This is a genomic window from Streptococcus suis (genome assembly GCF_016743335.1).
GTDB lineage: Bacteria > Bacillota > Bacilli > Lactobacillales > Streptococcaceae > Streptococcus > Streptococcus suis_Y.
This window is the reverse complement of sequence record NZ_WCJE01000016.1, coordinates 1-12458: the sequence shown is the minus strand read 5'-3', so window position 1 is coordinate 12458 and position 12458 is coordinate 1. Positions and strand designations below refer to the sequence as shown.

At 42.9% G+C, this 12458-nt stretch carries 15 protein-coding genes; all 15 read left to right on the top strand.

From position 1 onward, the window contains the following. Positions 1 to 54: 54 nt before the first annotated feature. The 15 genes from rplL to F9856_RS06045 all read left to right on the top strand — a co-directional run bounded on the left by rplL (position 55) and on the right by F9856_RS06045 (position 12447). The gene (gene rplL, locus F9856_RS06115; protein ID WP_002936483.1) at positions 55 to 420 is read left to right on the top strand and encodes a 50S ribosomal protein L7/L12; all 366 of its coding nucleotides are present in this window, start codon (positions 55 to 57) and stop codon (positions 418 to 420) included. 124 nt (positions 421 to 544) lie between these two features. Then, positions 545 to 1294 (top strand): HAD family hydrolase, encoded by a 750-nt coding sequence (locus F9856_RS06110; RefSeq protein WP_044673978.1) that lies wholly within the window; start codon positions 545 to 547, stop codon positions 1292 to 1294. Positions 1295 to 1489: 195 nt separating this feature from the next. Then, positions 1490 to 2824 carry a methylenetetrahydrofolate--tRNA-(uracil(54)-C(5))-methyltransferase (FADH(2)-oxidizing) TrmFO gene (trmFO, locus tag F9856_RS06105; protein WP_202106059.1) on the top strand — a complete coding sequence of 445 codons (1335 nt, stop codon included), beginning with the start codon at positions 1490 to 1492 and terminating at the stop codon, positions 2822 to 2824. A 76-nt stretch (positions 2825 to 2900) separates the two neighbouring features. Then, entirely contained in the window at positions 2901 to 3941 is a 1041-nt protein-coding gene (locus tag F9856_RS06100) for a DNA glycosylase AlkZ-like family protein (protein WP_202106058.1), read from the top strand. 79 nt (positions 3942 to 4020) lie between these two features. After that, positions 4021 to 4845, top strand: a complete 825-nt coding sequence (locus F9856_RS06095) for an alpha/beta hydrolase (RefSeq protein ID WP_024376613.1) — start codon at positions 4021 to 4023, stop codon at positions 4843 to 4845. A 28-nt stretch (positions 4846 to 4873) separates the two neighbouring features. Further along, the gene (locus F9856_RS06090; RefSeq protein WP_024397895.1) at positions 4874 to 5620 is read left to right on the top strand and encodes an esterase family protein; all 747 of its coding nucleotides are present in this window, start codon (positions 4874 to 4876) and stop codon (positions 5618 to 5620) included. A 17-nt stretch (positions 5621 to 5637) separates the two neighbouring features. Then, entirely contained in the window at positions 5638 to 6804 is a 1167-nt protein-coding gene (locus tag F9856_RS06085; RefSeq protein WP_002943292.1) for an ATP-grasp domain-containing protein, read from the top strand. Positions 6805 to 6938: 134 nt separating this feature from the next. Continuing rightward, entirely contained in the window at positions 6939 to 7079 is a 141-nt protein-coding gene (locus F9856_RS06080; protein WP_002943286.1) for a hypothetical protein, read from the top strand. A gap of 12 nt (positions 7080 to 7091) precedes the next feature. After that, complete coding sequence (locus F9856_RS06075; RefSeq protein WP_024376610.1) at positions 7092 to 7475, top strand: NisI/SpaI family lantibiotic immunity lipoprotein; 384 nt, start codon at positions 7092 to 7094, stop codon at positions 7473 to 7475. Between the two features lie 16 nt (positions 7476 to 7491). Next, positions 7492 to 8244 carry an ABC transporter ATP-binding protein gene (locus F9856_RS06070; protein ID WP_202106057.1) on the top strand — a complete coding sequence of 251 codons (753 nt, stop codon included), beginning with the start codon at positions 7492 to 7494 and terminating at the stop codon, positions 8242 to 8244. Then, positions 8245 to 10215, top strand: coding sequence for an FtsX-like permease family protein (locus F9856_RS06065; RefSeq protein WP_202106056.1), 1971 nt, complete (start codon positions 8245 to 8247; stop codon positions 10213 to 10215). Positions 10216 to 10306: 91 nt separating this feature from the next. Continuing rightward, positions 10307 to 10546 (top strand): type II toxin-antitoxin system RelB family antitoxin, encoded by a 240-nt coding sequence (gene relB / locus F9856_RS06060; protein ID WP_024376606.1) that lies wholly within the window; start codon positions 10307 to 10309, stop codon positions 10544 to 10546. Further along, positions 10536 to 10802, top strand: a complete 267-nt coding sequence (locus F9856_RS06055; protein WP_044670408.1) for a type II toxin-antitoxin system RelE family toxin — start codon at positions 10536 to 10538, stop codon at positions 10800 to 10802. Before relB ends, F9856_RS06055 begins: the two co-directional genes overlap by 11 nt. 41 nt (positions 10803 to 10843) lie before the next feature. Next, positions 10844 to 11509, top strand: coding sequence for a response regulator transcription factor (locus tag F9856_RS06050; RefSeq protein WP_024376604.1), 666 nt, complete (start codon positions 10844 to 10846; stop codon positions 11507 to 11509). After that, entirely contained in the window at positions 11506 to 12447 is a 942-nt protein-coding gene (locus F9856_RS06045) for a sensor histidine kinase (protein WP_202106055.1), read from the top strand. The genes F9856_RS06050 and F9856_RS06045 overlap by 4 nt, the downstream gene beginning before the upstream one ends. Positions 12448 to 12458 lie beyond the last annotated feature (11 nt).

Sequence of the window (12458 nt, the reverse complement as noted above, 5' to 3'; positions counted from 1 at the left end):
GTAGCTGCTTAGTGCTACAAACTATTTAAAAACCTAAATTGGAGGAAAATCACAATGGCATTGAACATTGAAAACATTATTGCTGAAATTAAAGAAGCTACTATCCTTGAGCTTAACGACCTTGTTAAAGCTATCGAAGAAGAATTTGGTGTAACTGCGGCTGCTCCTGTAGCTGTTGCTGCAGCTGGTGGTGCTGCTGAAGAAGCTAAAGATTCATTCGACGTTGAATTGACATCTGCTGGCGACAAAAAAGTTGGCGTTATCAAAGTTGTACGTGAAATCACTGGTCTTGGTCTTAAAGAAGCTAAAGAGCTTGTTGACGGTGCACCAGCTATGGTTAAAGAAGGCGTTGCAACTGCAGAAGCTGAAGAAATCAAAGCTAAATTGGAAGAAGCAGGCGCTTCAGTTACTCTTAAATAAGAGAGTTTCCAATCAAAATAAAAACCTATCACCTGATGTGGTAGGTTTTTTCGTTCTATTGTTGCAAACGTTTTCGTTGTGGGGTATAATATAAAAAATGCTGTCTAAAGATTGGGAGAAAGACATGAAAAGTTACAAAAACTATATCTTCGATTTTTATGGTACATTGGTTGATATTCGTACAGATGAAAATAAACTAGAGGCCTGGAATCAGCTAACACAGATTTACAATGCTTTTGGTTGTTCCTATCGACCGCGCCAGTTGAAAAATGCCTATCATCGTTTTGTAGAAGAGGCAGAGAGATCTCTCGCGGCAACAGTGAGTTATCAGTATGTCGAAATTGATTTAGAAACAATCTTCATTCGCCTATTAACGGATGCACCAAATGCAAACCAAAGTACTAATAAGCCGACTGATTTAGAGACTTTTGGGCAAGTAGTAGCTACGATTTTCCGCGTGCTTTCACGTGAAAAGTTAGAGGCTTATGAAAATACCCTAACTAGTCTACAGACATTAAAGGACAGAGAAGTGCGATTATTTATTCTCTCCAATGCTCAACGAATTTTTACTCAGGCAGAAATTGAACAGACAGGTTGTGCTAATTTGATGGAAAAAATTTATATCTCTTCTGACTTTAAGATGAAGAAGCCTGAACCAGCATTTCTTCAACTGGTTTTAGAGGAAAATAATCTTGATGTTGAAGAAACGGTTATGGTTGGTAATGATTTGACATCCGATATAGCTATTGCTCATGAATTGGGAATGGATTCCATTTTGCTGAATACTTTCCCGTATAGTCAGGAAGAAATCGACTCTTATAGGAGACTTGGTTGGAATTTTGAGGTTGTTGGAGATATAGCGGAGCTATTGTAAATAAGCGATAGAATAGTAAAGAACATACATAAAATATATTATGTAAAAAGGTGAAATTACTTTCATTTCAATGAAGGTAGTTTTGTCTTTTCTAGCCATTTTCTGGTATACTAGATAGGTATAAAATTTAGAAAGGTTCTGTTTTGGGTCATTCCCAAACAGTGGTCAGATATTCTGGCTAGAGGTATTAGTTTCATGTCTCAAACCCACATTAACGTTATAGGAGCTGGCTTGGCTGGCTCAGAAGCTGCTTATCAGATTGCCAAACGTGGCATTCCTGTCAAACTCTACGAGATGCGGGGCGTTAAGCCGACGCCCCAGCACAAGACCGACAAGTTTGCGGAGCTTGTTTGTTCCAACTCTTTCCGTGGTGATAGTTTGACCAACGCTGTCGGCCTTCTCAAGGAAGAAATGCGTCGCTTGGATTCCATCATCATGCGGGCTGGAGAGGCTCACCGTGTGCCTGCTGGCGGTGCTATGGCCATGGACCGCGAGAATTTCTCCCAAGCAGTCACAGATGAGATTCACAGCCACCCACTGATTGAGGTCATTCGTGGCGAGATTACAGAGATTCCTGACGATGCTATCACAGTTATCGCGACGGGACCATTGACATCTGACGCCTTGGCGGAGAAGATTCACGCGCTCAATGGTGGTGACGGTTTTTACTTCTACGATGCGGCAGCACCGATTGTGGACAGCTCGACCATTAACATGGACTTGGTCTATCTCAAGTCCCGGTATGATAAGGGAGAGGCTGCCTATCTCAATGCTCCGATGAACAAGGAGCAGTTCACCGCTTTCTATGAGGCCTTGATTTCAGCCGAGGAAGCACCGCTCAATTCCTTTGAAAAAGAAAAATACTTTGAAGGCTGTATGCCCATTGAAGTTATGGCCAAACGCGGCATCAAAACCATGCTCTATGGCCCAATGAAGCCAGTTGGTTTGGAATACCCAGAAGACTACAAGGGACCACGTGACGGTGAATACAAGACTCCGTACGCAGTTGTCCAGCTCCGTCAGGACAACGCAGCGGGTAGCCTCTACAACATCGTAGGCTTCCAGACTCATCTCAAGTGGGGCGAGCAGAAGCGGGTCTTCCAGATGATTCCAGGACTTGAAAATGCAGAGTTTGTCCGCTACGGCGTTATGCACCGCAATTCCTACATGGATTCGCCAAACTTATTGGAACAGACCTTTGCCACCAAGAAAAATCCAAATTTGTTCTTTGCAGGTCAAATGACAGGAGTAGAAGGCTATGTCGAGTCTGCTGCCTCTGGCTTAGTGGCCGGTATCAATGCTGTTCGCCGCTTCCGTGGCGAAGGCCCAGTTATCTTCCCACAGACCACAGCCATCGGTGCTCTGCCATTTTACATCACCCACACCGAAAGCAAGCACTTCCAGCCCATGAATGTCAACTTTGGGATCATCAAGGAGCTAGATGGTCCGCGGATCCGCGATAAGAAGGAGCGTTATGAGGCAATAGCGGAGCGTTCCCTTAAGGACTTGGAAGAGTTTTTGGCTTACTAAGATAATCAGCTATTTCCAGACACCTCCGGGTGTCTTTTGTGTTATACTGGGATTAGAAAAGCGGAGGAGAAATACGATGCACCACGATACTTGGAAGGGAATTATTCTGCAGAAACAAGGTCTGTTGAAACCCCAGTCTGTTCAACAAATCTGCCAAAATCTCAATGGTTTGCAGGCTCAGTTTCAGCCCTATGTTCATGTCGGATTTCGTAACCGTATGACAGCGGAGGATTTTCATGAGGGTAGCTGGCAGGAGGAACTGACTCGTCAGTGGTCCATTCGGCGAACGGTTCATGCCTATCTCAAGTCGGAAATTTCTCTCTATATCCACGAGGGGCGGCTGGCCAGCACCGACTATCTCAAGATAGAAGGACGGGACGGTTTTAGTCCTCAGACCAAGCAGAAATATCACCAGCTGATTTTAGAAGCCCTTGAACAAGGTCCCATGACCCGCGAGGAACTCAAGTCCCTTTGCCGATCCGAGAAAATGACACTGGAAGAAGAGAAGCAGGTCTTTAATGCCTGGGGCGGTCTCTTTCGCTACATGGTCGAGCGTGGAGAAGTCTATCAAGAATATGGTGCCAAGCGTTTTCATCGTCTGAAAGACTTTCAGCCACTTTCTCGGGAAAAAGCAGAGCTGGAAATTGCTCGACGGTATTTTGCAGGTTTTGGGCCAGTCAGCCTAGCCGATGCCCGTTACTATTTCAAGGAAAATAAATCTACGGTCCTAAATTGGATGGAGCAATTAGATTTAAAAACCGTTGAGGTAGCAGGGGAAGAACGCTTTTATCTGGGAGAATTAGAAGAAGCCGCCCTACCTGACTGCCTCTTCATTGCGGGCTTTGACCAACTTTTGCTAGGTTATGAAAAGAAAGCCAATCCTTTCTTTGATCCCAAGCATATCCGCCAGATTTATACACTAACTGGCATTGTCAAACCCGTTGTTTTCTACAAGGGACGACTAGTTGCGACCTGGAGACGAGATAAGGGCAGGATTGAACTGTCTATTTTTGAAAAACTGACCAGTCGGGAACAGAAAGAACTGGAAAACTACAGCCAGGACTACGAGGAGAGGCTCAAACAGGAAGCTAGTTTGTTCGGAAAGTGCGAAAAATGACCTGAAATAACTAAATTTTCTGAATATTTCAGAAAATCTGTGGTATAATAGTAAAAACATTGTTTAGAAAGAGATGTATATGAACAAGTCCTATTTTTATTTGGATATGAAAACCCATGAATTAGACGTTCCATTCACTGGTCGAAAGCGTCGTGTCCGTGTCTTATTGCCAAAAGGTTACGAAGAAAATACGGAAACGACCTATCCAGTTGTCTACTTCCATGATGGGCAAAATGTTTTGTACAGTAAAGAAGCCTTTTCTGGACATTCATGGAAAGTCATTCCGACAATCAAGCGAAATCCCGATATTGCCAAGATGATTATCGTAGCGATTGACAATGATGGTGCTGAACGGATGCATGAATATGCTGCATGGAAGTTTAGCGAAATGGGGATTCCAGGCATTCAGTTTGGTGGCAAGGGAACCTTATATGCCGAATTTGTCATGGATGTGGTGAAGCCCTTTATCGATCAAGAATACCGTACTAAGTCTGATAAGGCCCACACAGCTATGATTGGTTCATCTTTAGGTGGTAATATCACACAATTTATGGGATTGGCTTATCAAGACCAGATTGGCTGTCTGGGTGTCTTTTCATCAGCCAATTGGCTTCATCAAGAAGCATTTGACCGCTATATTGAGCGCCAAAACTTAGACAAGGACCAACGAGTTTATATCTACGTTGGAACAGAAGAAGCCGATGATACAGATAAAACCTTGATGGCAGGTAATATCAAGCAATCCTATATCAATTCCTCTCTGACTTACTATCGTCAATTGATCGCTGGCGGAGTGGATTTGGACAATATCGCCTTGGAAGTCGTTTCAGGTGCAGTCCATAGTGAAGAAGCTTGGGCAACTTATTTGCCAGATTGCTTGCGCTTTTTAAGTGAAAAATGGTAATAGATTAGAAATTGTTAGGAGTATGAATATGCATGTAGAATTTTTAAGTCATTGGTCTGGAAATCTTGGCCGAGAAATGAATCTAAATCGTTATGGTCACGCAGGGATTCCTGTGGTTGTTTTCGCTTCATCAGGCGGTTCGTACAATGAATACGCAGATTTTGGTATGATTGAAGCCTGCCGTGGATCTATCGAGGCAGGTCATGTTCAATTTTTCACCTTAACGAGTTACGATAGTGAAAGCTGGTTGGCAGACTGGAAATCTATTCATGACAAAGCAGAAGCTCACCGCGCCTACGAACGCTATGTGATTGAAGAAGCGATTCCCTTTATCAAACATAAAACTGGCTGGTTCGATGGGATGATGACGACTGGTTGCTCTATGGGAGCTTATCACGCGCTGAATTTCTTCCTCCAGCATCCGGATGTTTTCACAAAAGTCATCGCCCTTTCAGGTGTCTATGATGCTCGTTTCTTCAACAACAATCAAGACTATGGCAATGACGGTGCTGTTTATCAGAACTCACCATCTGATTACATCTGGAACCAGAATGATGGTTGGTTTATTGACAAATACCGTCAAGCTGATATTATCGTTTGTACCGGTTTGGGCGATTGGGAACAAGACGGTCTGGACTCATTCTACAACCTAAAACGTGCCTTTGAAGAAAAGAATATCCCAGCTTGGTTTGATACTTGGGGAACAGATGTGGCCCACGACTGGGTGTGGTGGAGAAAGCAAATGCCATTCTTCCTTCATTCTATCGGACTATAAGCTAGAAAGGACTACCTATGAATTATCTCGTTATTTCACCTTTTTATCCAGAAAATTTTCAACCGTTCACCATTGAATTGGCTAAAAAAGAAGGCGTTACGGTTCTAGGTATCGGGCAAGAACCTTACGATCAATTGCCTGAAGAACTTCGTAATGCCTTAACAGAATACTTCCGTGTCAATGATTTGGAAAATATTGACGAAGTCAAGCGTGCGGCAGCCTTCCTAATTTACAAGCATGGTCCTATTGACCGTGTAGAATCCCACAATGAACATTGGCTTGAAAACGATGCAGCCCTCCGTGAGCAATTTAATATCTTTGGTGCCAAACCAAAACACCTGAAAAAGACTAAATTTAAGTCAGAGATGAAAAAATTCTTCTCAAAAGCAGGGGTTCCAGTCGTTCCTGGAATGGTTGTCAAGACTGAAAAAGATATTGAAAAAGCTGTAAAATCAATTGGCTTCCCAATGATTGCCAAGCCAGATAATGGAGTCGGCGCTTCCGGAACCTTTAAACTCACAAAGAAAGCAGATTTGGAAACCTTTAAAGAAGCTTGGGATGGTCAAACAGCCTATTTCTTTGAGAAATTTGTCAACTCAAGCATTATCACAACCTATGACGGATTGGTCGATCATGAAGGAAATGTTGTTTTTGAAACAGGTTTGACCTATGTTCATACACCGTTTGAATTGATGCAAAGCAAAAAAGATAATGCCTACTATATTGAAAAAGAATTAGATCCGAAATTAGTAAAATATGGTCATGCGATTATCAAGGCCTTCGGTATGAAAGAACGTTTCTTCCACATTGAATTCTTCAAAGATGGTAAAGATTATATCGCCATTGAATACAATAACCGTATGGCAGGCGGTTTCACAGTTGAAGCCTATAACTACGCCCATTCCATTGATCTTTTCCGTGATTATGCCAATGTAGTGACTGGTGCTACAGTTGAGGAACGTCGATTTGAGCCTCAATATTGTCTGGTGGTGACGCGCCGTGATACGACTGACTATGTTCACTCAGCAGATGATATCCATCAGAAATTCGCTGGTAAGATTAAGACCGTCAAACGTATGCCAGATGCCTTTGCGGAATTGCAAGGAAACGATGCCTACCTTCTTGTGACAGAAAGCAAGAAAGAGTTGGATGAAATGATTGCCTATATCGGTCTAACAAAATAAAATGAATTGAAAGATGCCAGAAATGGTGTCTTTTTTTCTTACAAACCTGTAAGTTTTCAGTTCAGAACTGTAAGGGAGTGTGATAGAACTATTTTCTATAATAGACTTATAAGAAACAGAAAGAAGGAAATCATATGTCATTCAAATTTTTACAAGCCAAGAAAATGGAAGAAGTGGTATTCTCAGAAAAAGAAAAGGCTGAACTCTTGGAACAGGCAGAATTCTTAGAGGAGTTATCCCATAATTTGCAAAGTATGCGATTTATGGCATACTAGAGGGAGGAAACTATGAAAAAGAAAGTATTTGGCTTGCTGGCTTTGGGCAGTATAATGCTAACCGCTTGCTCTTCCTCTTCAGCAGGTCTTAGCTTTGATGAGGGCTATCAAACTTTCCATTACAAGGGAAAAGACTATGCCGTTAGCAAACAGGAAGTTGCCGAAGATAGCATTCGAGGGACAGAAGCCAAGTTTATGGAATGGCCCGTTGTCAAAGAAGAGAGTTCTGTCAAAGAAACAGTTTCCTTGAATAATCTTTACACTACTTCTAACAAGGAATGGGCCATCGGTGTCCAGGGTGGTTATTATAAGGTGGATTTAGAAGATAATATTGCTGAATCAGACCGAATCGACTATCAAGCAGTTCTTGACCAAGTTGATTTAGACAGTGAATAAGGAATTAGGAGTAACTATGTTATTAGAAATCAATCATTTAGAAAAAGTTTACCGCACGCGCTTTTCAAAAGAGGAAACTCGTGCCTTGCAAGATGTGGATTTTAAGGTAGAAGAGGGCGAATTTATCGCAATTATGGGTGAAAGTGGTTCTGGTAAGACGACCTTGCTCAACATTCTAGCAACCCTGGACAAGCCGACGAGAGGTTCGGTTATCTTAAATAATCAGGATATTACCAAAATCAAGGAGAGCGAGCTGGCCGATTTTCGCTTGCGTAATCTTGGCTTTGTCTTCCAAGATTTTAATCTCTTGGACACCCTGTCCATCCAAGACAATATCTTTTTACCTCTGGTATTGGCACGTACTGGCTATGAGGAAATGGAAAAACGTTTGAAAGTTTTGGCGCCAAAACTGCGGATTCAAGATTTGCTGAAAAAACGTCCTTTTGAACTTTCTGGTGGACAAAAGCAGCGCGTGGCCATTGCTCGTAGTTTGATTACCCAGCCACAGATTGTCCTAGCGGACGAACCGACAGCTGCCCTAGATTACCGCAATTCGGAAGACTTGCTGAATTTGTTTGAAGACATCAACTTAGACGGGCAAACCATTCTCATGGTGACTCACTCAGCCAACGCAGCTAGTCATGCTAAGCGAGTACTCTTTATCAAGGACGGGCGGATTTTCCACCAATTGTACAAGGCAGGTAAGAGCAATCAAGATTTTGCTAAGGAAATTTCCCTCAATATGTCTGCACTTTTAGGGGGTGAGTAGATGTTTTACCTCAAACTTGCTGGGCAAAATATCCGAAAATCCATGGGTGTTTTTGCTCCCTTCGTTTTAGCCAGTCTTGTGCTATTTACTCTGATTTGTTCCATGTTCTTACTCATGCTAAGTCCAGTTATGAAGACCATGGGCTCTGGTGCCATTTCTATCGGTCTTGGCGTGATTGTTCTGACCATTTTCTCGGTCATTATGGAGATTTATAGCTTTAATTTCCTGATGAAACAACGGGCGAGGGAATTTGGTCTCTATAACATGCTGGGGATGAACAAGAAAAAGGTAGCCTTGATAGCTAGCCTCGAATTGATGATGATATTCTTGCTAGTTGTGGTTCTTGGTTCTGTCTTAGCAGGTGTGTTTTCAAATGTTCTCTACTTGATTTTTGTCAATCTGACACATTATAGTGATTTGCATTTTGGAATAGACCCTCTGGCATTTGCCATGACCGCCTCTCTCTTTGCTGGTATCTTCTTTCTCTTGGAATTGCTAGCTATTCGGACCATTGGCAAGACCAGTCCACTGATTTTGTTCCGAGCTAGTGAAAAAGGAGAGAAGGAGCCGAAAGGAAATGTTCTTTTAGCTGCTCTTGGTGTTTTTAGTCTTGGGATGGGCTACTACCTATCACTTTCTTCTCAATCTGCAGGAGTTGGCGTCATCTATCGTTTCTTCATCGCTGTGCTCTTTGTCATCGCGGGGACCTACTTGTTCTACATCAGCTTTATGACTTGGTATTTGAAGGCTCGTCGGAAAAACAAAGGCTATTTTTACACGCCAGAGCATTTCATTACCACGTCGCAGATGATTTTCCGTATGAAACAGCATGCAACTGGTTTGGCAAATATTACCCTCTTAGCAGTCATGGCCTTTGTGACCATTGCAACAACGACTTCACTTTATACTGGCATGTCAAGCATGACAAGTGGTCTTTATCCAAAGGAAACATCTATTACCTACAAAGTTGCGGATAGAAGTCAGGGTGAAAGTGCCTATCAGCAATCGGTGCTCAGCCATTTTCCAGAAAAAGCGGAAGATAGTCTGTCCTACCTGACCTACCAAGCTGGTCTGGTCTATGACGGTGGGAAGGAGATTGTCATTAGTCCAGAAACCATTGCCAATCCAGACTTTAGCAAAATAGCCTTTACCTACTTCGTCACCCAAGATGATTTCCGGAAGTTGGGCAATGACCTGCCAGAGCTGGCTGCCAATCAAGTTGCCTTTATCCGTCCAAGTGAAATGCCGTTGCTAGAGAAAGTCACTTTGGGAGATAGTACTTTCGAGAATGTAGTAAATCTTGATACAGCTATTTTCCCTGATATTACTAATACGCTCAATGCTGCCGTCATGGTGGTCAGTGATGATAGTGTCTTGGAAACCATTCGCAGTTACTATGAGTCAAATAATCCGCAAGGCTATCAGGTTAGTCTGGACTACCGTGTCTTTACTGATATGACCAATGAGGAAGTGGCCACTCTTGGTGAGCAGGCAGGCGATGCCTATAATATCAGTGATGCTAATGGAGAATCTTTAGGATACGTCATGCAGAAAACAGACTTTACCAATATGATCATGGGCTTCAGAGGTGGATTTCTCTTCACAGGCTTCTTGTTGGGTATTAGTTTCTTGCTAGGTGCTGCCTTGATTATTTACTACAAGCAGTACTCGGAAGGGCATGAAGACAAGAAATCCTACAAGATTCTACAAGAAGTGGGCATGAGTGCAGCAGCGGTCAAAAAGACCATTAACTCGCAAACACTTACGGTCTTCTTTATGCCACTAGCTATGGCGACCTTGCATTTCGTGATTTCTCTTGTTATGCTTAAGCAAATGCTATTGACCCTTGGTGTCACCTCTTCGCTTATGATTTATACCGTCAGCGGAATTACCCTACTGGCAGTCGCTCTGATTTACTTTGTCATTTACAAGTGGACTAGTCGCACCTATTACCGCATTATTGAACGGTAGAAGAAGTCTCGCCTTGTGCGAGATTTCTTGCTTTTTTTAGGAAATAGTGTTACAATGGTAATACCAAAGGAATACTCGAAGAGGTGAGAAAATGGCAGCTATTACATTGAAAGTTTCTGAGCAGGACAAACTCTTTATGCAGGCTATGGCAAAGTTTGAAGGTGTCAGTTTGTCAGAACTCATTCGGACTAAAACCCTTGAAGCCCTTGAAGACGAGTACGATGCGCGTGTGGCAGATATTGCTTGGGCAGAATACCAAGCTGACTTGGCGAATGGAATTGAGCCGATAACACTAGAACAAATGGCTGAGGAGTTGGGCATTGAGTTATAAGGTTATTTTGTCCGCTAAGGCTCAAAAGCAAATTCGAAAGATGGATAAAACTGCTGCAAGTTTGATTTTGCGGTATCTTTACAAGCATATTGACGGGTGTGACAACCCCAGACAGTACGGAAAAGCCTTGACTGCCAATCGTTCTGGCCAATGGCGCTATCGTATCGGAAACTACAGGGTCATCGTCAGCATTGAGGATGATAAATTGATCGTAACAGCCCTTGAAGTCGGGCATCGAAAAGAAGTATATAAATAAAAAGCCAAGACCTGTGTCCTGGCTTTTGCAGAATGAAGAAGATGAAAAAAGAGAAGATTTATATTGTTGAAGATGATGAGATGATTGTCCAGCTCTTGAAGCAGCATCTGGGCAAATCGTATCAGGTAGAAAGTGTGCAGAATTTCCGAGCTGTCAGTCAGGAAGTGGCGGAAATTAAACCAGACTTAGTGCTGATGGATATTAGCCTGCCTTATTACAACGGTTTTTACTGGACGACGGAAATCCGTAAAACCATGACCATGCCCATTATCTTTATCTCCTCTAGCGATGATGAGATGAATGCAGTTATGGCTATGAACATGGGTGGCGATGATTTTGTGTCAAAGCCTTTTTCACTGGGAATTTTGGATGCCAAAATCGGTGCCTTTCTGCGTAGGGTTAATCAATTCAGCAAATCAACCGATTTGTCTATCGACCAGTTCCAGCTTAGTTTGGACGGGCGATTTTCAAATGAATCGGAACAGGTTCAATTGTCTCCTACGGAAACCAAGATTTTGTCCGCTTTACTAGAAAGACAAGGGCAGATTGTTAGTAAAGAGGAACTCTTGGAAAAACTCTGGGAAAATGAAGAATTTATCGATCAGAACACGCTCAATGTCAACATGACTAGACTGCGTAAGAAGGTGAGCGAGGTCGGTTTTGAACGTATTCATACGGTTCGTGGTGTGGGGTACTTGGTCAAATGATAGCAAAATTTATCCGAGAATATAGGAGTTTTTATTTCTCCTACATTGTTCTGGCTACTAGTTTTATCTTGCTCTTCTTTCTCTATCAACTGCCCACCGAATTCCTGCAAAACGCTCTGCTATTGTCCCTAACCCTTATCATCCTACTGACAGTAGGCCTGTTCTGGAAGTTTCGCAACCGCATGAGAGCCTTGGAAGACTATGTTCATGAGGAAGCCTTGCCCTTGCTCAATAAGCCTGTGGACCTTGCCTATCTCAATTTGATTGAGGTAGAGAAGGAGGCGACACGTGAACAGCTTTTGGTCTATAAGTCACGAGAAGAAGACCTACAAGCTATGGTCAAAATGTGGTCCCACCAGATGAAAGTGCCTCTGGCTGCCCTGTCTTTGATGAGCCAGACTGACAATCTCAATCAGCAGGATGTCGATCATCAGCTCTTGCGCTTGGATAATTACATGGCCAATCTGCTCAACTACCTCAAACTGACCAACCATGCCAGTGATTTTCGCTTTGAGCAGGTAGAAGTGAGAGAAGTGGCGGTCGATTTGGTCAAAAAATACCGCAATCAGTTCTTGCAAAAAGACATTTCTGTGACCATCGATGGAAATTGGCTACTGAAGACCGACAGAAAATGGCTCAGCTTTGCCCTGTCACAGATAATCGACAACGCCCTCAAGTACAATAAGACTGGTGGTAAGGTAGCCATTGAACTGAATAATGGAATTTCCATTTCCGATACGGGAATTGGGATTCTGGCAGAAGACATTCCTCGCCTGTTTGACGAAGGTTTTACAGGTTTTAATGGCCGTGAACACCAAAAAGCGACAGGATTTGGCTTGTATTTGACCAAGCGGGTCTTGAATCAGTTGGAACTAGCTATTTCCGTGGAAAGTCAACTGGAAGTTGGGACCAGCGTAACCATCACAAAAGCACAGTAAAAACTGTGCTT

Excerpts from the sequence above, each read along its gene's own strand:
- F9856_RS06075 (WP_024376610.1), top strand. The coding sequence starts at position 7,092 with ATGAAAAAGAAAGTATTTGGCTTGCTGGCTTTGGGCAGTATAATGCTA.
- F9856_RS06080 (WP_002943286.1), top strand. The coding sequence starts at position 6,939 with ATGTCATTCAAATTTTTACAAGCCAAGAAAATGGAAGAAGTGGTATTC.
- F9856_RS06095 (WP_024376613.1), top strand. The coding sequence starts at position 4,021 with ATGAACAAGTCCTATTTTTATTTGGATATGAAAACCCATGAATTAGAC.
- F9856_RS06110 (WP_044673978.1), top strand. The coding sequence starts at position 545 with ATGAAAAGTTACAAAAACTATATCTTCGATTTTTATGGTACATTGGTT.
- F9856_RS06070 (WP_202106057.1), top strand. The coding sequence starts at position 7,492 with ATGTTATTAGAAATCAATCATTTAGAAAAAGTTTACCGCACGCGCTTT.
- rplL (WP_002936483.1), top strand. The coding sequence starts at position 55 with ATGGCATTGAACATTGAAAACATTATTGCTGAAATTAAAGAAGCTACT.
- F9856_RS06045 (WP_202106055.1), top strand. The coding sequence starts at position 11,506 with ATGATAGCAAAATTTATCCGAGAATATAGGAGTTTTTATTTCTCCTAC.
- relB (WP_024376606.1), top strand. The coding sequence starts at position 10,307 with ATGGCAGCTATTACATTGAAAGTTTCTGAGCAGGACAAACTCTTTATG.
- F9856_RS06100 (WP_202106058.1), top strand. The coding sequence starts at position 2,901 with ATGCACCACGATACTTGGAAGGGAATTATTCTGCAGAAACAAGGTCTG.
- F9856_RS06085 (WP_002943292.1), top strand. The coding sequence starts at position 5,638 with ATGAATTATCTCGTTATTTCACCTTTTTATCCAGAAAATTTTCAACCG.
- F9856_RS06090 (WP_024397895.1), top strand. The coding sequence starts at position 4,874 with ATGCATGTAGAATTTTTAAGTCATTGGTCTGGAAATCTTGGCCGAGAA.
- F9856_RS06065 (WP_202106056.1), top strand. The coding sequence starts at position 8,245 with ATGTTTTACCTCAAACTTGCTGGGCAAAATATCCGAAAATCCATGGGT.
- F9856_RS06050 (WP_024376604.1), top strand. The coding sequence starts at position 10,844 with ATGAAAAAAGAGAAGATTTATATTGTTGAAGATGATGAGATGATTGTC.
- trmFO (WP_202106059.1), top strand. The coding sequence starts at position 1,490 with ATGTCTCAAACCCACATTAACGTTATAGGAGCTGGCTTGGCTGGCTCA.